Genomic DNA, 20,248 nt, shown 5'->3' on the forward strand with positions numbered 1-20,248 from the left:
AAAGTTCTCCCTTGATACCGACAGCTTAGTGGCTTGCAGCAGTCTTCGCTTCCTTGCGGATCATCGTGGTATTCAGGGCCCGTTCCGCCTGGTTTTTGCGTAGCAATTGCCAGCGGGAAATCACGCCCTTGGGTGCCCAGATCTGCGGCTCAGACGCTTCGTAGTTATCTGCTATCTCACGTTCTGCGACGAATGCTTTGGCGTCGCTGAAGGCTTGTTGCAGGTCATCGGTTTCGACCAGCGCCTTGCCAAATAGTGCATCGCCAAAATAAGTGAAGTCCGCTTCTTCCGAACAGCCAAAGGAAACCCGGTCAGCGCGGGAGGCAGTCATGATCAGTGTGCGGTCGTCTTTCAGCGCAGGGATGAAGCCGCCGGAATAACAAGCCGAAATGACGATGACTTTGTCGCGATTCTTCAGCGGTGCCAGCGCTTCAGCCAGTTCGTCGGCGGGCAGGTCGGCCAGTTCCAGGCGTGGCTGATCCAGCACAAGTTCATGCTCGGCAGTGCCGTGGCTGGTCAGGTAAATGAACACCAGGTCTTCCGGACCGCTGCGTTGTGCCAGGGTTTTTACCGCACGGCTGATGCTTTCCCGGGTGGCCAAAGGACGATCGATCATGTGGTCGCGATGGTTGACCAGCGTGATCTGCCCAAAAGCCCCGAAGCGTGAGGCCAGCAAATTATTGACGTAGTCGGCTTCGCGCAGGAACACGCTTTGTTTGCCGTCGCCACCCACCACCAGACTGAACAACTCCACCGATGGCGTAGAAGCAGGAACTGCCGACAATGATTTTTCCAGCAGCGGGCCCTGCGCCAGCAAGCCAGCTTCCAGTGCGTCGGGTAGCAACTTGCCTTTGGCGTCGCGGATCAATTGGCCGTTGGCCCACGTGCCGCTTTGCACGCTGCCCTGAATCGGCGTCAGCACGCCTTGGCCCTGATAGACGTCATCAGCGAATTGCCCAACGTAGGTGCTGCCGTCCACCAGTCTCAAGCGGCCCTGGCCGGTAAAGCGCCAGTTAGTGAATTCGCCCTGATAACGGCTGCCATCGGCACCGATCAGTTCGCCTTTGCCGTTTAACGCGCCAGCTCTGAACTGACCGACCCAAACGTCGCCATCGCTGTTTTCGTAGCGGCCGCGACCATCCAGTTGGTTGTTGCGAAAGCCGCCGACGTATTGATCGCCTTCGGCACTGGTAAAACTACCGTTCCCTTCCAGCTTGCCGTTGACGAATTTGCCGCTGAACTGGTTACCGCTGGCGTCGCTGCGCAGGCCTTCGCCGTTGGGCTTGCCGCGGGCAAACATGCCTTGGTACTGGCTGCCGTCTTCGAGTTCGATTCGGCCCAGCCCTTCGTACTGATCGGCCTTGAAGGCGCCGCGATAAGTCAGGCCTTTTTCTTTGAGCGTGCCTTCACCCTCGCGGCGTCCTTGTTTGAAACCGCCGACGTAAATACCGCCGTGGGTGATCAGTGTGCCCTGGCCGTCGAACAGGCCGTTGGCGAAGCCGCCCTTATAAGTGTCGCCATTGCTCGCGTGCCATTCGCCATTGCCTTGCCATAACCCGTCGTGAAACTCCCCGGCATACCAACTGCCGTTGGGGTAGTCGATCCGACCTTGCCCCTGCAGCAAGCCGTTGACCACGTCGCCGCGATAGCGCCCGCCGTCTGGCAGGCGCGCATCAGGCGGGGACAGCGGTTCGCCGTCGCCGCAAGCAGCGAGAAGAAAAGTCAGAGCCAAAGGAACAAGCGCGCGCATGGTCAATCCCGAACAATATGATTTCAGGTGTGCAGATGAGGAGTGAGGGCGTTCTGTGCACAGCCGCAGGGAGTATGCCGCAGCGAGTATTAGCGACGAAACAGTCTGTAACGACTGTTTCGTGTTTTGGTGGTGTTACACGAAGCACATCGACAGCGGCTCAGCGATGAACGCGGGCTTTTCCTGCCCTTCTATTTCCAGCGTTGCCGTGGCTTTGAGCAACCATTGGCCGGGTTTTTTCTCGGTCACTTCCGTCAGCGCGACTTTTAGACGAACGCGCGAATCGACTTTAACCGGCTGAATGAAGCGAACGCTGTCCAGCCCATAGTTGATCACCATTTTCAAACCTTCAGGCAGAACCAGCAGGTCCTCCATTAGCTTGGGAATTAACGACAGCGACAGGAAGCCATGGGCGATGGTCCCGCCAAATGGCGTCTGCGCAGCTTTGACCGGATCGACGTGAATGAACTGGAAATCGCCCGTGGCTTCGGCGAATAAATTAATGCGTTCCTGATCGATGGTCAGCCATTCGGAATGTCCCAATTCCTTGCCGATGTAGTCCTTGAGTTCTGCAACAGGTACAAAAGGCATGTCCACTCTCCTTGTTCTACTGATGTTGTTGTCGCTTTTTACTTTTTATTGCGTAGGATTTTGCCTTCGCGTGCGACACAAAGATCAGCAGAGAGAGTGGGATTGGTCAAGGAAACGTAACCTCGCGAATGCCCGTCCATAGCTGTACAAGGTGCTTATAATGGCCCCGCGAATCTGCTGGAGCTTTCTATGTTGCTAAGGGGCCTGACCTGGCTGGTGCTGTTTCAATTACTCGGCACCGCGCTGAATCATTTGTTCTTGTCTATCTTGCCGGGCCCGATCATTGGTCTGGTGCTGTTGCTGGCATTCCTCATGGTGCGCGGCGAAGTCAGCGAGCCCATCAGTCAGGCCGCCAGTAGCCTGTTGCGCTACTTGCCGTTGTTGCTGGTGCCGCCCGCCGTAGGTGTCATGGTTTATGCGGCAGCGATTGCCGAAGACTTCTGGGCGATTGTTGGTGCGTTGGTAATCTCGCTGATGGTTGCCCTGACCTTTGTCGGCTGGCTGATGCAGAAACTCATCGAGCGTCAGGCGCGTGCCGGGAGCCATCATGACGCTTGATTGGTACGGCGCCGCGATGTCGGTGATCCATCATCCCTTGTTCGGCATCGCGATAACGCTGGGTGCTTATCAACTGGCGCTGGCTGCTTATGAGAAGACTCGGCTGGTGTTCCTGCAGCCCGTATTAATCTCCATGCTGGTGTTGATTGGCGTGCTGACCGCCTGTGGCGTGAGCTATACGGAGTACCGCAAGAGCACCGAAATTCTCAGCGTACTGCTGGGTCCGGCGACTGTTGCCCTGGCTGTGCCCCTTTATCTGAATCTGCGGCGAATTCGTCAGTTGTTGTGGCCGACCTTAACTACGCTGGTAGTGGGCGGCGTATTCGCCACCGGGTTGTGTCTGTTGCTGGGGCGGTGGTTCGGTGCCGATCAGATGATTTTGATGACCATGGCGCCGAAGTCAGTCACGTCGCCGATTGCCATGCTCGTTGCTGAGCAGATTGGCGGCGTTGCGGCACTGGCCGCAGTGTTCGTGCTGATTACCGGCGTGCTTGGCGCTATATTCGGGCCAGGCTTGCTGACGCTGGCGCGGGTCGATAATCCTGCTGCGCGGGGCATGGCGCTGGGCCTGACGGCGCACGCCGTCGGGACTTCAATCGCGCTGCAGGAAGGTGAGGAGTGCGGCGCTTTCGCTGCGCTGGGGATGAGTTTGATGGGTGTCGCGACGGCTTTATTTCTGCCGTTGGCGGTGTCTCTGGTCGTTTAAAGGTGCATATGTATGACATTGCCTCTGTTTCCGCTTAATGCTGTGCTGTTTCCGGGGTGCATTCTCGACCTGCAACTGTTCGAAGCTCGCTATCTGGACATGATCGGGTGCTGCATGAAGCAAGGCGAGGGATTCGGCGTCGTGTGCATTACGCAAGGCAGTGAAGTCGGCGACGCTCCCAGCGGATATTCATTGATCGGCTGCGAAGCACTGGTGCGTGATTTCCAGACGCAGGACAACGGCCTGCTGGGAATTCGTGTCGAAGGTGGGCGGCGGTTTCGCGTGCTGAGCACCGAAACCCAGCGCGATCAGTTGCTGGTTGCTCAGGTGCAGTGGCTGGATGAACCGCAGGAGCGCCCGCTTCAGGAAGAGGACGCCGACTTGGTGGCGCTGCTGGCTGCGTTGGCTGAGCATCCGATGGTGGAGGCCCTGAACATGGGGCTCAAGGCCAATGGTCAGTGGTCGCTAGCCAATCAGTTGGCCTACCTGCTGCCGTTCACCGAAGAGGACAAAATCGAGTTGCTGGAAATCGACGACCCTGAAGATCGTCTGGATGCCATTCAGGATCTGCTCGACGAAATGCAGGGCGATATTCAGGCTTGAAAACACTGAACCTGTAGGTGCTGACGGGCACCGCGAGGTCTTAAATTGGAATGCAATTCCTGTGGGAGCGGTGCTTGCCCGCGATAAGGCTGGACGCGGTTCACTTTAGATCGCATCGACCTTATCGCGGGCAAGCACCGCTCCCACAGGGGATAGCGCTGTGTCAGGGAAATCAATACTGATAACGCAGCACCGCGTGCGGCAGCGAGTACAGCGCGAAACCACCGAACAGCGCTACCAGTGAAGGCAGTACCAGCCACCAGATCCTCACGGGCAAGGCGGGCAGCGACGACTGCCGTTGCACCAGGCTCAGGCTGATCGCGCAGAACGTGAACGCCAGCAGCATCCCGGCCAGTACGTCAGTCGGCCAGTGCACACCCAGGTAGACCCGTGACATGGCAATCGAAATGGCAGGGAGCCCGCCCAGCATCAACCATGTCAGGCGCAGTCGCACCGGCTGGCCGCGACCGGCCAGTACTGCCAGGGTCATGAAAAACGCAAAGGCCGCAGAACTGTGTCCGCTGGGCATGCTGTAAGTGGTCAGCGGTTCCAGCAACACCTCAGGACGCTGACGAGCGAACACCCACTTCATTCCACCGTTGGCGCACGCTGTACCGAGCGTCGTAATGCCTGCAAATACAGCATGACGCCATTGCCGTGTCGCAAGCAGCAGGACCAACAGCAAGGCCGCTGCATAGAATTGAGTGCGGAAGTCGCCCAGACCGGTCACCACGATCACGAACTGATCGACTACCGTGCTGCGGTGTTCCTGGATCAGGGTCATGATGCCGTTATCAAGCTGCGTCAGGTGCGGCCAGCCGAAGAATATGGCCGCGAGCAGTACCGCACTGGTGGCGGCGATAATTTCGGTAGCGTGCTTTTTGGTGCGCAGGCTGGTCTGGATGGCGACGCCGATCAGTATGGCCAGCCCGCCGCCGACCACGCCCGCCTGAGGCCAGAAACCTTCCGGCAATGGCAGTCGAACGGCAGCACCAGCTGCCCAGCCCGGCAATAAGTAAGCTATCGACCAGCCAGCCGCCGCGATAACACTCACGGCGGCGAAGCGTGGGAACGGCATGTCGAACATGCCCGCAACCATGGGCAGCATCGGACGCAGCGGCCCAATGAAGCGGCCGACCAGCAGACTGGCGATGCCGTAACGCTGAAAATAGGTTTCTGCGCCGCCGATCCATTCTGGATGTGTGCGAAGGCCTGGAAGGCGTCGAATGCTCTGATGGTACTTGCGACCAATGACGTAGGACACCGCATCGCCCAGCAGACCACCGAGAAAGCCCAGCAGCAGAACTTCACCCAGCGGCAGAATTCCGCTGCCGGCCAGCGCTGCAACGGCAAACAGCACGACCGTACCCGGCACGATAATCCCGACAATCGCGACGCATTCAACGAACGCGATCAAAAAGATAGCCACGCTTAGCCACGAGGGATTGGCCGCCAGCCAGCCGGTGATGCTGTCGAGCCATTGGCCCATGGTTAATTTCCTTGATCGAGATAAAAGTAGTCGCGCCCTTCGACCTGACCGCGTCGCAGCGGGTTCCGTGTGCAGAAGCGAGCGTATTCAGGGTCGACGAAGCGGTACATCAGGTGTTCATCACGGCCCAGAGGTATGCCCAGGCGGGTGGTCTGGATGATACGAGATGGCGTTTGGCCGACATCTTCCACGAGCAACAAATTTGCATCGAAACGTTTCGCATCCCACATCGGTACTTTGAGCCCTAGCGCTTTGCACAGTAGCGTCTGACCTGCGCACAAGCGCTCGGGCGCACGTAGCCCGCCGCTGGCATCGGGATTGTTCAACTGCATTCTGGCAAGGCTATTGTCGTCCGATACGGCATCGACCCATGGGTGGGCTGATTTGATCAGTACCGCGTTGCCCGGCCCTTCGGCGCTGAAGTTAAGCGAATCTCCGCCGCGTGCGTAGTACATATAGATATGCCCGCCGTCGAGAAACAACGCTCTGCGTTTTTCGGTATAGCCGAGTGACGCGTGGCTGCCTTTTTCGGCGAAATAGTAAGCTTCTGTTTCGATAATTCGCGCCGCCAGCCAGAGATCGCCAACCTTGTGCCTGATGACTTTGCCCAGCAGTGCCTGCGCCAGGACTTGTGCGTCGCGGTTGAAAAAGCTGTCGGGCAGGGCAGTTGGCATGGCGTGGTTACAGAGCGTGGGCGGACGCTGATGATATCAATGCGAGGCTTAATTGCAGCTGAATGTGACAGATTCAAAATCTGCCTTTGCATTTACAGGAGCTGCCGAAGGCTGCGAAGCATTTACCCTGACACACCACTACCGCAGCCTTCGGCAGTCACTACAAGTCACTTGGTTGTTGCGCGACAGTTCTGTGTCAGGGGCACAAGGCGATCTCCTGCATATAAATCTGCGCTTCATTTCACCCCGTTATCGACCATCCGCCTGTGACCGCTGTCGTTAGCGTCGCCCGACAGCTATAATCGGCCGCTTTCTTCTCTGCCAAGACCTCTGAGACCATGACTGAGTCCGTTCTTGACTACATGACCCGCCTGGGTCGCGCCGCCCGCGAAGCTTCGCGAGTGATCGGCCGTGCCAGCACCGCGCAGAAAAACCGCGCCCTGCTCGCCACCGCCGCCGCTCTGGACGAAGCCCGCGACGAGTTGTCCGCTGCCAACGATCTGGACCTGGCCGCAGGTCGCGCCAATGGTCTTGAACCGGCCATGCTTGAGCGTCTGGCCCTGACCCCCGCACGTATCGATAGCATGATCGTCGGGCTGCGTCAGGTAGCCAACCTGCCCGACCCGGTTGGCGCGATTCGCGATATGAGTTTTCGGCCGTCAGGTATTCAAGTCGGCAAGATGCGTGTGCCACTGGGTGTCGTCGGGATCATCTACGAGTCGCGTCCTAACGTGACCATCGATGCTGCCAGTCTGTGCCTGAAATCGGGTAACGCCACTATTTTGCGTGGTGGCTCCGAAGCGATTAACTCCAACCGGGCGATTGCTGCGTGTGTACAGCGCGGTCTGGCCGAAGCCGATCTGCCCGCTGCCGTGGTGCAAGTGGTGGAAACCACTGATCGTGCCGCCGTTGGCGCATTGATCACCATGCCTGAGTACGTCGACGTTATTGTTCCGCGTGGCGGCAAGGGTTTGATCGAGCGCGTAAGCCGTGATGCGCGTGTGCCGGTGATCAAGCATCTGGATGGCATCTGCCACGTCTATGTCAGTGCCCACGCTGATCTGCCCAAGGCTCAGCGCATCGCCTTCAACGCCAAAACTTACCGTTATGGTATTTGCGGTGCGATGGAAACGTTGCTGGTTGATCAAACAATCGCCGCTGATTTCTTGCCTCAGATGGCCGCCCAGTTCCGCGAAAAAGGCGTTGAACTGCGTGGCTGCGAGCGCACCCGTGATCTGATCGAAGCTATCCCGGCCACCGAAGAAGACTGGAATACCGAGTATCTGGCGGCGATTCTGTCGATTCGTATCGTGACCGGCCTGGATCAAGCCATCGAACACATCAACCACTATGGCTCGCATCATAGTGATGCCATCGTCTCTGATCACCAGGGTCAGGTCCGCCGTTTCATGGCTGAAGTCGACTCCAGTTCGGTAATGGTCAACGCGCCCACCAGCTTTGCCGATGGCTTTGAATACGGATTGGGTGCCGAGATCGGCATTTCTACTGATAAGCTGCACGCCCGCGGCCCGGTCGGCCTGGAAGGTTTGACCTGCGAGAAGTACATCGTGATCGGCGACGGCCAGTTGCGCGGACAGGAGCCAGTCTGACTTGAGCGCACCTGTGCAGCACGCGGCAACGCCTGCGGATGCTGTAGTCGAGGCCGTTGCGGGCTTGCCAAAACGTATCGGTATGCTGGGCGGCACATTCGACCCGGTCCACATCGGTCACTTGCGTGGCGCCCTTGAGGTTGCCGCGTTGCTTGAACTTGATGAGTTGCGCCTGACGCCCAGCGCCAGGCCGCCTCATCGCGACACGCCGAGTGTCAGCGCAATGGACCGCCTGGCAATGGTTCAATGCGCAGTGGCCGGCGTGGCGCCCCTGACGGTGGATGACCGTGAACTGAAGCGGGACAAACCGTCGTACACCATCGACACCCTGGTATCGATGCGCGCCGAACTGGCCGCAGAGGATCAGTTGTTCCTGTTGCTGGGCTGGGATGCTTTTTGCGGGCTACCCACCTGGCATCGTTGGGAAGAGTTGTTGGAGCACTGCCATATAGTGGTGCTTCAGCGCCCGGACGCAGACAGCGAGTCGCCGGATGCCATGCGCAATCTGTTGGCGGCACGCGCGGTCAGCGATCCGAAGGCCCTTGAGGGGCCGGGCGGACACATTACATTCGTCTGGCAGACGCCTTTATCAGTGTCTGCCACCCAGATCCGCCAACTGCTGGCCAGCGGTAAGTCGGTACGTTTTCTGGTGCCAGACGCCGTACTGGCCTACATCGAGGAGCACGGGCTGTACCGTGCTCCCAATTGAACTGAATGAGTTTTATATGACCAAGCAAAAACTAAACACTATTTCCGGCGAAGAGCTGGTTGAACTGACCAAGGCTGCTCTGGAAGACGTCAAAGCCCAGGACATTCAGGTCATCGACGTGAAGGACAAGCACAGCCTGACTGACTACATGGTTATCGCTACCGGTACTTCGAACCGTCAGATCAACGCGATGCTCGACAAGGTTCGCGAGAACGTCAAAGCCAAAGGCGCACAGCCTCTGGGCGAAGAAGGCAAAGGCGAAAGCGACTGGGTTCTTCTGGATCTGGGCGACGTTATCGTGCACATGATGACTGCTTCTGCTCGTGCTTTTTATGACCTGGAACGCCTGTGGATGGGCGCAGAACAGAGTCGCGCTGCAAGCGCTGCGCACCACACTCCGGGTAACGAAAGCGAATAAGGCCTCATTGTGCGTCTGCGTCTGATTGCCGTTGGTTCGCGCATGCCCAAGTGGGTGGAAGAAGGCTGGCATGAATATGCCAAGCGTCTGCCATCCGAACTGGCGCTCGACCTTGTGGAGATTCCGCTCAATACCCGTGGCAAGAATGCCGACGTGGCCCGTCTGATCCGTCAGGAAGGCGAGGCCATGCTGGCAAAAGTGCAACCGGGGGAGCGAATCGTGACTCTGGAAGTGCACGGCAAGCCATGGAGCACCGAGCAACTTGCGGTGGAACTGGACCGCTGGCGCCTAGATTCACGCACGGTGAACCTTATGGTGGGCGGCCCGGAAGGGCTGGCACCAGAAGTCTGCGCGCGCAGCGAGCAACGCTGGTCGTTGTCACCCCTGACGTTGCCGCACCCTTTGGTGCGCATCCTCATTGGTGAGCAGATCTATCGCGCCTGGACAGTTCTGTCCGGGCACCCCTATCACAAATAGCATCGCGCCCTCATGTCTCAGCCGATCCGCCTAAAAGACCACGAAAAAGACGCACGCCTTGTGCGTGGTCGCGTCGTGGTCGGGGCTGTGGCCGTCGTGGTGCTGGTATGCGTGTTGATTGCCCGGCTGTATTTCCTGCAGGTCATCCAGTACGACTATCACTCAACCCTCTCGGAAAACAACCGCGTTCATGTGCAGCCGATCCCGCCAAGCCGCGGCTTGATCTTCGACCGTAATGGCGTGGTGATTGCCGACAACCGGCCCAGCTTCAGCCTGAGCATGACCCGTGAGCGGTCTGGCGATTGGGCGCAGGTGCTGGACACCATCGTCGAGGTGCTGGAGCTGACGCCGGATGACCGATTGATCTTCGAAAAGCGCATGAAACAGGGGCGGCGACCTTTTGAACCTGTGCCTATCCTGTTTGAGCTGACCGAGGAACAGATCGCGCTCGTGGCAGTGAACCAGTTCCGTCTGCCGGGTGTAGAGGTCGTGGCGCAACTGGTGCGTCATTACCCGCAGGGCGCGCACTTTGCGCACTCGGTGGGGTACATGGGGCGGATCAACGAGAAAGAGCTGAAGAGTCTGGATCCGGTTAACTACAGTGGTACCCACCACATCGGTAAAACCGGGATCGAGCGTTTTTACGAAGAGCAGTTGCACGGTCAAGTGGGTTACGAGGAAGTTGAAACCAACGCTCGTGGTCGTGTATTGCGGGTGCTCAAGCGTACTGATCCTGTCCCGGGCAAAGACATCGTCCTGAGTCTCGATATCAAGCTTCAGGAGGCTGCCGAGGCCGCACTGGCAGGGCGTCGTGGCGCGGTTGTGGCCATGGACCCGAGAAACGGCGAAGTGCTGGCGATGGTCAGTGCGCCAAGCTTCGATCCCAACCCATTTGTAACCGGGATCAGCTTCAAGGCTTACGCTGAGCTGCGTGATTCCATTGATCGGCCGCTCTTCAACCGGATATTAAGGGGCTTGTACCCGCCCGGTTCGACCATCAAGCCTGCCGTGGCAATTGCCGGGCTCGACGCGGGAGTGGTCACGGCCTCGAGTCGAGTCTTCGACCCGGGTTACTACCAGTTGCCCAACTACGATCACAAATACCGTAACTGGAACCGCACGGGCGATGGCTACGTGGATCTGGACACGGCGATCATGCGTTCCAACGACACCTATTTCTACGATCTGGCTCACAAACTGGGCATTGATCGGCTTTCCAGCTACATGAACAAATTCGGCATTGGACAAAAAGTGTCGCTGGATATGTTTGAAGAGTCCCCCGGTCTGATGCCGTCACGGGACTGGAAGCGCGCGACCCGTCGTCAGGCCTGGTTCCCGGGTGAGACATTGATTCTCGGGATCGGCCAAGGCTACATGCAGGCTACGCCGTTGCAGTTGGCTCAAGCTACCGCGCTGGTTGCCAACAGAGGTGTGTGGAACCGGCCGCATCTGGCCAAGACCATCGAAGGCGAGAAGCCGGTCGATGAAAATCCCATGCCCAATATCGTCTTGCGCAACCCATCTGACTGGGACAAGGTCAACCACGGCATGCAGCAGGTTATGCACGGTGCTCGGGGGACGGCGCGCAAGGCCGCAATTGGTGCGCAATACCTGATCGCTGGCAAAAGCGGTACAGCGCAAGTCGTGGCGATCAAGCAGGGTGAGAAATATGACCGTTCCAAGGTTCAGGAGCGCCATCTCGACCACGCCCTGTTCGTAGGCTTCGCGCCGGCCAATGACCCCAAGATCGTTGTTTCGGTCATGGTGGAAAACGGCGAGTCTGGCTCGGGCGTTGCTGCCCCTGTGGTGCGTCAGGTAATGGATGCCTGGCTGCTCAAACCCGACGGAACACTCAAACCTGAATATGGCGGCGCTCAAGCCGTGGAGGCCGCGGCCAGTGCCAGTGAAGAGTAACTTCGACCGCATTCTGTCCAGCGAAGACGTGATGCGTCGTCGCGCGACTTTTTTGCAGCGTATCCATATCGACGGTCCTTTGCTGGTGTTGCTGCTGACTCTGGCGGCGGGCAGCCTGTTCGTTCTTTATTCGGCCAGCGGCAAGAACTGGGATCTGCTCATCAAGCAGGCGAGTTCGTTTGGTATCGGCTTGGTGGCGATGGTGATCATTGCCCAGTTCGAACCCCGGTTCATGGCCCGCTGGGTGCCCGTGCTGTATGTGCTGGGCGTGCTGTTGCTGATCGTGGTGGATGTCATGGGCCACAACGCAATGGGGGCCACTCGCTGGATCAACATTCCCGGCGTTATCCGCTTTCAGCCGTCTGAGTTTCTCAAGATCATCATGCCGGCGACCATCGCCTGGTATTTGTCAAAGCGAACATTGCCGCCCCAGCTCAAGCACGTAGGTGTCAGCCTGGCGTTGATCGGCGTGCCGTTTGCCCTGATTGTCCGTCAGCCTGACCTGGGGACTTCATTGCTGATTCTGGCGTCTGGTGCGTTTGTATTGTTTATGGCCGGCTTGCGCTGGCGCTGGATTATCAGCGTGATTGCCGCCGCAGTACCGGTGTCGGTCGCGATGTGGTTTTTCATCATGCACGACTACCAGAAACAGCGGGTCCTGACCTTTCTTGATCCGGAAAGCGATCCGTTGGGCACGGGCTGGAACATCATTCAGTCGAAAGCGGCCATTGGTTCCGGCGGCGTATTCGGCAAGGGTTGGCTGCTCGGTACCCAGTCCCACCTGGACTTCCTGCCGGAAAGCCATACCGACTTCATCATCGCGGTGATGGGGGAAGAGTTCGGGCTGGTAGGGATTTGCGCATTGTTGCTGATCTATATGCTGCTCATCGGGCGAGGTCTGGTGATCACGGCTCAAGCCCAGACATTGTTCGGCAAGTTACTGGCTGGCGCATTGACGATGACATTTTTTGTTTACGTTTTCGTCAACATCGGTATGGTCAGTGGCCTGTTGCCGGTAGTGGGTGTGCCGTTACCCTTCATTAGCTATGGAGGAACTTCGCTCGTGACGCTGCTGTCAGCCTTTGGGGTTTTGATGTCGATCCATACACACCGTAAATGGATCGCGCAGGTTTGATTAAGGTGAAGAATTCAATGCAAGTAGTGCGTAACTGGGCTCGATATGCTCCGGTGCTCGGTCTGGTTGGCATTCTTGGATCTGTTCAAGACGCATTTGCTGGCGATTACGAAGGTTCGCCGCAAGTCGCCGAATTTGTCGGTCAAATGACCCGCGACTATGGCTTCGCGGGTGAGCAGTTGATCGACGTGTTCCGCGAAGTGGAACGCAAACAGGCGATTCTCGACGCGATCTCCCGTCCGGCAGAGCGGGTCAAGCAATGGAAAGACTATCGCCCGATGTTCATAACCGATGCGCGGATCGCGCGGGGTGTGGACTTCTGGCGTCAGCACGAGGCCGCTCTGGCGCGCGCCGAACAGGAATATGGCGTTCCGGCTCAGGTGATCGTGTCGATCATTGGGGTAGAGACGTTCTTCGGTCGCAATACCGGTAATTACCGTGTGATTGATGCCTTGTCGACGCTAGGCTTTGATTATCCGCCTCGCGCTGAATTCTTCCGCAAAGAGCTGCGCGAGTTCCTGTTGCTGGCCCGCGAAGAGCAAGTTGATCCGCTCACCCTCAAAGGCTCTTATGCCGGTGCCATGGGCCTGCCGCAGTTCATGCCTAGCAGCTTCCGCGCCTATGCAGTGGATTTCGACGGTGATGGACACATTAATATCTGGACCGATCCGGATGACGCCATTGGCAGTGTGGCCAGTTACTTCAAGCAGCATGGCTTGGTGGCTGGCGAACCAGTGGTCAGCCTTGCAAGCGTGCGCGGTGAACGTGTCGATGAAGGCCTGACACCGGGCATTGATCCGGTAAAGACCGTCGGGGAGTTGCGAGCCTTGGGGTGGTCGAGTCATGATGCGCTGCGCGACGATCTGCCGGTGACCGCATTCAAGCTGGAAGGCGAAAACGGACCTGAATACTGGATGGGTTTGAAGAATTTTTATGCAATTACTCGCTATAACCGCAGTGTGATGTACGCCATGAGTGTTCATCAGCTGTCTGAATTGTTGGTTCAAGCTCGGGGCGTCAAGTAATGCGGGCATTGCCGATGGTTACATCTTTGAAGTTGATGGCGTTGGCTTCGCTGTCATTGCTGGTGGTCAGCTGTTCGTCTCCCAGTCGTCCTGTGCAGAAGGGCACTGCGGGCATCTCTTCGCCGCCTGGCCTGGACATCAACCGTGCCCATAAAGATGGCGCACCCTGGTGGGATGTGGATATCTCGCGTATCCCGGATGCTACGCCGAGCCTGCACACCGGGCCTTATAAGGCCAACCCATACACCGTGTTGGGCAAAACCTATTTTCCCATCCAGGATTCCCGGAATTACGTCGCGTCGGGCACTGCGTCCTGGTATGGCACCAAGTTCCATGGTCAGAACACCGCCAACGGCGAAGTTTATGATCTGTACGGCATGAGCGCGGCGCACAAGACGCTGCCACTGCCCAGCTATGTAAAAGTGACTAACCTGGACAATAACCGTACGGTGATTCTGCGGGTCAATGATCGCGGACCGTTCTATTCGGACCGTATCATCGACTTGTCCTACGCTGCGGCCAAGAAGCTTGGTTATGCCGAAACCGGTACTGCGCGAGTCAAGGTCGAGGGCATCGATCCACAAGTGTGGCTGGCGCAAAACGGGCGTCCTGCGCCGCTGCTGCCAAATCAGCCGCAAGCGATCCCGCAAGCACCCGCACCCGCTTTGATCGCTTCCGCCGGGACCATTGAGCAATACACACCGCCGCCGCAACAGCACGCTGCGCCTGCTGTGCCGTTTGACGCAAAAAAAAACGCTTCCGTACCAGTCTCTGGGCTGTATCTCCAGGTGGGCGCGTTCGCCAACCCGGACGCTGCAGAGCTCCTGAGGTCGAAATTGAGCGGGATGGTTCGGGCACCGGTGTTCGTGAGTTCGATAGCCCGCAATCAACAGACACTCTATCGAGTTCGAATGGGGCCGATCGAGACGCAGGGTGAAGCCCAGCAAATGCAAAACAGCGTAAGGTCAGCCAATCTGGGTCAGCCTAGCGTCGTAACACTGGATTAATAGCCGTTCACGTCCCGCCGAGAGTGGGGGACTGATCGGTTTACAGTTGCCTGCCGGACTCGTTGCCATCAGAGCAAGCCGCGCGAGTAACTGTCCATGAGTCTGTCTGTCGAACAGGCGTCTCATGGGCCAGGATTAAAGCCTGGCACCGCCGGTCGATGGAGGCGTTACCGCTTCCATCGACCCGTTAAGCTTTGCCCGCGAGGGCATGTTTGCCCATTAGCAATTTCGAGAGACGGATGAACATCACCACCTTTGCAAAACGCTTGTGCCTGCTTGTACCGCTGATCATCACTCCGGCTGCCTGGGCCGCCGAGCAGATGACGCCTTCCGCTCCGCAACTGGCTGCCAAAGCCTATGTGCTGATGGACGCCAGCAGCGGTAACGTTCTAGTCGAGAACAATGGCGACCAGCGTTTGGCGCCCGCCAGCCTGACCAAACTGATGACCGCGTACATCGCGACCCTGGAAATCCGTCGCGGTCAGATCGGCGAGAACGACCCCGTGACTGTCAGCGAGAACGCCTGGCGCACCGGTGGTTCGCGCATGTTCATCAAAGTGGGCAGCCAGGTCACTGTCAGCGACTTGCTGCACGGGATCATCATCCAGTCGGGCAACGACGCCAGCGTAGCGCTCTCCGAGCACATCGCAGGCAGCGAAGACGCCTTCGCCGACATGATGAACAAGACTGCTGCCGATCTTGGCATGACCAACAGTCACTTCATGAACCCGACTGGCTTGCCGAACCCGGAGCATTATTCGTCTGCTCACGACATGGCCACTCTGGCTCGCGCGATCATCCACGAAGATCCGGCTCACTATGCGATCTACTCGCAGAAGGAATTCTTCTGGAACAACATCAAGCAACCTAACCGTAACCTGCTGCTGTGGCGTGACAAGACCGTCGATGGTCTGAAAACCGGCCACACTGACGAAGCGGGCTACTGCATGGTGTCTTCTGCTGTTCGTGATGGCATGCGTTTGATCGCTGTTGTATTCGGTACTGCCAGCGAGCAAGCCCGCGCTGCCGAAACCCAGAAGCTGCTGACCTACGGTTTCCGTTTCTTCGAAACCCAGAACTTCTATCAGAAGGGCACTGAGCTGGCTCAGGCTACCGTCTGGAAAGGCACCGAGCGTCAAGTCAAAGCCGGCCTGGCTGAAGACCTGAGCATGACCATGCCAAAAGGCGAGATGAAGAAGCTGACCGCCAGCATGACCATGAATCCGCAACTGGTTGCGCCAATCGCCAAGGGCGACGTGATCGGCAAGGTTGAAGTGAAGATGGAAGACAAAGTCGTCCATACTGCCAACCTGATCGCCCTCGACGCTGTAGAGGAAGGTGGCATCTTCCGCCGCGTGTGGGATAGCATTCGTCTATTCTTCTACGGCCTGTTCAACTGATAACAGTACAACGCCGACCATGACGCGCCCGCTCATACCCTGAGTGGGCGCGTTTCCGTCTTCACGGCTTGTGAGAGCTTTACTGCCATGACAGATTCCGACGTCAAGTCGCACAAAATCGAATTCCCCTGTGATGATTACCCGATCAAAGTGATCGGCGATACCAGCGTAGGGTTTACTGACCTCGTGATGGAAATCCTGGCCAAGTACGCCAAGGTTGATATGAAAACCCTCGCCGAGCGTCAGAGCAGCAACGGGAAATACACGACAGTTCAACTGCACATCGTCGCTACGGGCGAAGACCAACTGCGTGACATCAATAGCGCACTGCGCGCTACGGGTCTCGTGCACATGGTGCTTTGATGGCCGCAACGCTGGGCGTTCGCGAGCTGGGCCAGATCGATTACGAGCTGGCCTGGCATGCGATGCAGCGCTTTACCGACCAGCGCGGTAAAGAGACTCAGGACGAGATCTGGTTGGCGCAGCACGCACCGGTTTTCACTCAGGGACAGTCCGGTAAACCCGAACATTTGCTGTTGCCGGGCAATATTCCGGTGGTACAGGTCGATCGCGGCGGCCAAGTGACCTATCATGGCCCCGGCCAATTGGTGGTCTACCTGATGCTGGATGTCAGACGCCTTGGTTTCGGTGTGCGTGATCTGGTAACCCGGATCGAGAACAGCCTGATCGACTTGCTGGCCAGTTATGGTGTAACGGCTGCAGCCAAGGCTGATGCGCCGGGTGTGTATGTCGAAGGAGCGAAGATTGCGTCCCTGGGGCTGCGAATTCGCCAAGGTTGCTCATTCCATGGTCTGGCGCTCAACGTCGACATGGACCTTGAGCCCTTTCGACGGATTAATCCCTGTGGATACGCAGGGCTGGCAATGACCCAGCTGTGCGATCATGCAGGCCCGATTGAATTTGCCGAGGTAAGTGCCCGGCTGCGCACGCAGCTCGTCAAACACCTCGACTATGCTGAGCAGACGACCCTAACGGGCGGAATCGACTGATTATGACTACTGCGACTGATATTGCGGATAACGCCGTACAAACCTTGATCCCCAGCGTTGATGTTTCCGAGCGTGCGCCCCGGCCGAAAGTCGAGGCCGGCGTAAAGCTGCGCGGTGCGGAAAAAGTTGCGCGTATTCCGGTAAAGATCATTCCAACTGTCGATCTGCCGAAAAAGCCAGACTGGATCCGCGTCCGTATCCCGGTTTCCCCGGAGGTTGATCGCGTCAAGCAACTGCTGCGCAAGCACAAGCTGCACAGCGTTTGCGAAGAGGCTTCCTGCCCGAACCTGGGTGAGTGCTTCTCCGGCGGCACTGCGACCTTCATGATCATGGGTGATATCTGCACCCGCCGTTGCCCGTTCTGCGACGTCGGCCATGGTCGCCCGAAGGCGCTGGACGTCAACGAGCCGACCAACCTGGCCGTTGCTATCGCTGATCTGCGTCTCAAATACGTGGTGATCACCTCGGTTGATCGCGATGACCTGCGTGACGGCGGTGCCCAGCACTTCGCCGACTGTATCCGCGAGATCCGCAAGCTGTCGCCAAACGTGCAGCTGGAAACGCTGGTTCCGGACTATCGTGGCCGTATGGACGTTGCGCTGGAAATCACCGCAGCCGAGCCGCCAGATGTGTTCAACCACAACCTGGAAACCGTGCCGCGCCTGTACAAGGCTGCGCGTCCGGGTTCCGATTACCAGTGGTCATTGACTCTGCTGCAACGTTTCAAGCAAATGGTCCCGCACGTACCGACCAAATCCGGCTTGATGCTGGGCCTGGGTGAGACCGACGAGGAAGTCATCGAGGTTATGCAACGCATGCGCGAGCACGACATCGACATGTTGACCTTGGGGCAATATCTGCAACCTTCCCGTAGCCACTTGCCGGTACAGCGCTTCGTGCACCCGGACACCTTCGCGTGGTTTGCTGAGGAAGGCTACAAGATGGGCTTCAAAAACGTCGCGTCCGGTCCGTTGGTACGTTCTTCGTACCACGCTGATGAGCAGGCCAAGATCGCCGTCAAGGCAATGGTCTGACGCTTTAAGCGCTGATCGTTTGAGCTACAAACAAAACGGGCCGGATATCACTATCCGGCCCGTTTTTGTTTTGGAGGGTGTTAGGGACAACCCCGCAATCAAGGAGCTATGGCTTGCGCAGGTTTTGCAACAGCTCCTGCGTCGGATACCCATCTGCTGGCCAGCCCAACGCTTGCTGAGCGCTGCGAATGGCTTTGCGCGTATTGGCGCCGATAATGCCGTCCGGGTTGCCTGCATCGTAACCGCTTGCCGAGAGCAGGCTTTGCAGTTCCATGCGCTCAGAGCGGCTTAGAGGGACGTCTCCACGCGGCCAGCTTCCTTCGACGAGGCCGCCACCCTGGAATCGGCCTGACAATAGCCCGATCGCCAACGCATAGGACGAAGAGTTGTTGTAACGCAGGATTGCGCGGAAATTATCCATCACCAGAAACGCCGGGCCTTTGTAACCAGCTGGCAACAACAGTGCAGCTTGTTGCTGTAAGGCGGTCGCTGGCAGGGCGCTGCCGTTAGGCAACGTCAGGCCCAGTTGCTGCCATTCGGCCAGGCTCTTGCGGGTCGAGGCATCAGCCAGCGCATAGTTGAAGCCATTGGCGAGTTTCACCTCATAGCCCCAAGGCTGACCGGTCTGCCAGCCAGAGCTTTGCAGGTAATGCGCAGTAGACGCGAGGGCATCCGGAGCGCTGTTCCAGATATCCCGGCGACCGTCGCCGTCGAAATCCACTGCGTGGGTGTTGTACGTTGTAGGGATGAACTGGGTCTGGCCCATCGCGCCGCCCCAGGAGCCGATCATTTGCTCAGGGGCTATATCGCCCTGTTGCAGAATTTGCAGTGCGGCCAGCAACTGATCTTGAGCGAAGCTGCGACGGCGACCTTCATAGGCCAGAGTCGCCAGTGAGCGAATCACCGATTGAGAGCCCTGGAACTGCCCGAAATTACTTTCCATGCCCCAAACCGCAACCAACGCATTACGATCTACGCCGTAACGCTGCTCGATGGTTTGCAGAACGCCAGCATATTGGTTGAGCAATGCTTGCCCTTTGCGCACCCGCGCGTCAGAGATTGCTCCGTCCAGATACTCCCAGACCGGGCGGGTAAATTCCGGCTGGCTACGGTCTGCCTTCACCACCTTCATATCCGGCGTCACACCGATGAAGGCACGGTCGAAAATGTCTGGTCTGATACCGGCTTTGAGCGCTTGCGTGCGAAAACCTGCCTGCCAGTCGGCAAAGCTCATGGTGGGCAAGATATCGAGATTGGCATCCACAGCAATGGTCGGAGCCGGTGAGGCGAGCGGCGTTGTAATCGCGCGTGGAAGTGGCGTGGCATCGGCTGCTGTCGGTTTTTCCGCACAGGCAACTAACAGGACAAGGCTGGAGGCAGCGATCATTTGGCGCAGTTGCCAACGTCGGAAAAAACAAGAGGGCATGCTTGGGTCCAAGGTATTACCGTTAGATGCAGACCTTAACATGCCTGCAGGCCGGAAAGGACCTCGGGGAACAGTCGCGATGTTTCAGGCCGCCAGAAAGTAAGAAGCCTCCCAGCTTTTAGACTGGAAGGCTTCGCGGCGGTAGCTACCTTTGCCTTTGCCGGGTTGTTCCTGGCGGCTGCGGAACAATGGCTGGGCGATGATGGATTTGGCCTTATTGGGCCGCTTTGGCTTTTTCATGACGGGCGCTCTCTGGCTGATGATGAAGCGGCGATGATATTCCGTCAGATAACATGTTCTGTCTAATAGAGGTGCGCTATCGCCATGGCCGCTTTTCAATGTCTTGCCGGTAGCTAGCACTGTGCTACCTGTTAACTATGACAGCTAGACGCTTGTCGCTCCTGCGCGCCTACTCTCTATCTCGGTCAGGAAGTAATCGAACTTTAAGTATCGCTTAATCGACCCTGCCTTAGAACAAGGAGAATGAGATGAAAGGGTTGTCGAGTGTGCTCCTGATCGCGTTGAGCATTACGGCGTGTTCAGTTTCGGTTAAACAGGAAGCTGTTGACGTGAGGCCTGCTCAGGCTTCGAAAGGCGATTTTGTACAGCAGCAAGTGGATACTTTAAATGCCCGCTATAAAAGCGTACTAGCGGAATGCACCGACGGAACACCAGCGTATTACTGTTCAGGCGTTATGCTGCGCACCACGAG

22 protein-coding genes are annotated in these 20,248 nt (G+C 57.8%); 16 read left to right on the plus strand and 6 right to left on the minus strand.

All coding sequences use genetic code 11. The features are described from left to right. Window positions 1-25: 25 nt before the first annotated feature. Complete coding sequence (locus tag AUC60_RS12855) at window positions 26-1,750, minus strand: C13 family peptidase (protein WP_087267596.1); 1,725 nt, start codon at window positions 1,748-1,750, stop codon at window positions 26-28. A 135-nt stretch (window positions 1,751-1,885) separates the two neighbouring features. Beyond that, entirely contained in the window at window positions 1,886-2,341 is a 456-nt protein-coding gene (locus tag AUC60_RS12860; RefSeq protein WP_087267599.1) for a MaoC family dehydratase, read from the minus strand. A gap of 189 nt (window positions 2,342-2,530) precedes the next feature. On the opposite strand from AUC60_RS12860, the gene AUC60_RS12865 reads away from it, so the two are divergent. Genes AUC60_RS12865 through AUC60_RS12875 form a run of 3 tightly spaced genes read left to right on the plus strand, consistent with a single transcriptional unit; the run spans window position 2,531 to window position 4,208 of the window. Next, window positions 2,531-2,899, plus strand: coding sequence for a CidA/LrgA family protein (locus tag AUC60_RS12865; RefSeq protein ID WP_087267603.1), 369 nt, complete (start codon window positions 2,531-2,533; stop codon window positions 2,897-2,899). After that, complete coding sequence (locus AUC60_RS12870) at window positions 2,889-3,605, plus strand: LrgB family protein (protein ID WP_087267605.1); 717 nt, start codon at window positions 2,889-2,891, stop codon at window positions 3,603-3,605. Before AUC60_RS12865 ends, AUC60_RS12870 begins: the two co-directional genes overlap by 11 nt. Window positions 3,606-3,617: 12 nt before the next feature. Further along, entirely contained in the window at window positions 3,618-4,208 is a 591-nt protein-coding gene (locus tag AUC60_RS12875; RefSeq protein ID WP_087267608.1) for an LON peptidase substrate-binding domain-containing protein, read from the plus strand. Window positions 4,209-4,380: 172 nt separating this feature from the next. Here AUC60_RS12875 and AUC60_RS12880 read toward each other — a convergent pair whose 3' ends face one another. After that, window positions 4,381-5,697: a bifunctional DedA family/phosphatase PAP2 family protein gene (locus AUC60_RS12880; protein ID WP_087267611.1), complete on the minus strand. Its 1,317-nt coding sequence runs from the start codon at window positions 5,695-5,697 to the stop codon at window positions 4,381-4,383. Between the two features lie 2 nt (window positions 5,698-5,699). Continuing rightward, complete coding sequence (locus AUC60_RS12885; RefSeq protein WP_087267614.1) at window positions 5,700-6,371, minus strand: DNA-3-methyladenine glycosylase; 672 nt, start codon at window positions 6,369-6,371, stop codon at window positions 5,700-5,702. Between the two features lie 338 nt (window positions 6,372-6,709). On the opposite strand from AUC60_RS12885, the gene AUC60_RS12890 reads away from it, so the two are divergent. From AUC60_RS12890 to lipA, 12 genes are all read left to right on the plus strand, one after another. Further along, window positions 6,710-7,981: a glutamate-5-semialdehyde dehydrogenase gene (locus tag AUC60_RS12890; RefSeq protein WP_087267617.1), complete on the plus strand. Its 1,272-nt coding sequence runs from the start codon at window positions 6,710-6,712 to the stop codon at window positions 7,979-7,981. 64 nt (window positions 7,982-8,045) lie between these two features. Beyond that, window positions 8,046-8,690: a nicotinate-nucleotide adenylyltransferase gene (gene nadD / locus AUC60_RS12895; protein WP_167384342.1), complete on the plus strand. Its 645-nt coding sequence runs from the start codon at window positions 8,046-8,048 to the stop codon at window positions 8,688-8,690. Window positions 8,691-8,706: 16 nt separating this feature from the next. Further along, on the plus strand, window positions 8,707-9,108 hold the full coding sequence (gene rsfS / locus AUC60_RS12900; RefSeq protein WP_087267622.1) for a ribosome silencing factor: 402 nt from the start codon (window positions 8,707-8,709) through the stop codon (window positions 9,106-9,108). 9 nt (window positions 9,109-9,117) lie between these two features. Further along, window positions 9,118-9,585, plus strand: a complete 468-nt coding sequence (gene rlmH, locus AUC60_RS12905; RefSeq protein ID WP_087267625.1) for a 23S rRNA (pseudouridine(1915)-N(3))-methyltransferase RlmH — start codon at window positions 9,118-9,120, stop codon at window positions 9,583-9,585. 12 nt (window positions 9,586-9,597) lie between these two features. Beyond that, window positions 9,598-11,499 (plus strand): penicillin-binding protein 2, encoded by a 1,902-nt coding sequence (mrdA, locus tag AUC60_RS12910; RefSeq protein ID WP_087267628.1) that lies wholly within the window; start codon window positions 9,598-9,600, stop codon window positions 11,497-11,499. A 31-nt stretch (window positions 11,500-11,530) separates the two neighbouring features. Next, window positions 11,531-12,634 (plus strand): rod shape-determining protein RodA, encoded by a 1,104-nt coding sequence (rodA, locus tag AUC60_RS12915; RefSeq protein WP_167384343.1) that lies wholly within the window; start codon window positions 11,531-11,533, stop codon window positions 12,632-12,634. A gap of 17 nt (window positions 12,635-12,651) precedes the next feature. Next, the gene (gene mltB / locus AUC60_RS12920; protein ID WP_087267631.1) at window positions 12,652-13,659 is read left to right on the plus strand and encodes a lytic murein transglycosylase B; all 1,008 of its coding nucleotides are present in this window, start codon (window positions 12,652-12,654) and stop codon (window positions 13,657-13,659) included. Then, a complete protein-coding gene (locus AUC60_RS12925) occupies window positions 13,659-14,666 on the plus strand; it encodes a septal ring lytic transglycosylase RlpA family protein (protein ID WP_087267634.1) in 1,008 nt (335 codons plus the stop codon). The genes mltB and AUC60_RS12925 overlap by 1 nt, the downstream gene beginning before the upstream one ends. Window positions 14,667-14,905: 239 nt before the next feature. Then, window positions 14,906-16,066 carry a D-alanyl-D-alanine carboxypeptidase family protein gene (locus tag AUC60_RS12930; RefSeq protein ID WP_087267637.1) on the plus strand — a complete coding sequence of 387 codons (1,161 nt, stop codon included), beginning with the start codon at window positions 14,906-14,908 and terminating at the stop codon, window positions 16,064-16,066. 87 nt (window positions 16,067-16,153) lie between these two features. Further along, entirely contained in the window at window positions 16,154-16,429 is a 276-nt protein-coding gene (locus AUC60_RS12935) for a DUF493 domain-containing protein (protein ID WP_087267640.1), read from the plus strand. Further along, complete coding sequence (gene lipB, locus AUC60_RS12940) at window positions 16,429-17,076, plus strand: lipoyl(octanoyl) transferase LipB (RefSeq protein WP_087267644.1); 648 nt, start codon at window positions 16,429-16,431, stop codon at window positions 17,074-17,076. The genes AUC60_RS12935 and lipB overlap by 1 nt, the downstream gene beginning before the upstream one ends. 2 nt (window positions 17,077-17,078) lie before the next feature. After that, window positions 17,079-18,110 carry a lipoyl synthase gene (gene lipA, locus AUC60_RS12945; protein ID WP_087267647.1) on the plus strand — a complete coding sequence of 344 codons (1,032 nt, stop codon included), beginning with the start codon at window positions 17,079-17,081 and terminating at the stop codon, window positions 18,108-18,110. A gap of 106 nt (window positions 18,111-18,216) precedes the next feature. Here lipA and AUC60_RS12950 read toward each other — a convergent pair whose 3' ends face one another. After that, window positions 18,217-19,536: a lytic murein transglycosylase gene (locus tag AUC60_RS12950; protein ID WP_087267650.1), complete on the minus strand. Its 1,320-nt coding sequence runs from the start codon at window positions 19,534-19,536 to the stop codon at window positions 18,217-18,219. A gap of 84 nt (window positions 19,537-19,620) precedes the next feature. After that, window positions 19,621-19,776: an alternative ribosome rescue factor ArfA gene (arfA, locus tag AUC60_RS12955; RefSeq protein ID WP_087267653.1), complete on the minus strand. Its 156-nt coding sequence runs from the start codon at window positions 19,774-19,776 to the stop codon at window positions 19,621-19,623. Window positions 19,777-20,024: 248 nt separating this feature from the next. Here arfA and AUC60_RS28130 point away from each other — a divergent pair. Continuing rightward, window positions 20,025-20,248: hypothetical protein (locus AUC60_RS28130; protein WP_238599573.1), on the plus strand; the 224-nt coding region annotated here is incomplete at its 3' end.

Origin of the sequence: Pseudomonas caspiana (assembly GCF_002158995.1) — a bacterium.
Lineage (GTDB): Bacteria > Pseudomonadota > Gammaproteobacteria > Pseudomonadales > Pseudomonadaceae > Aquipseudomonas > Aquipseudomonas caspiana.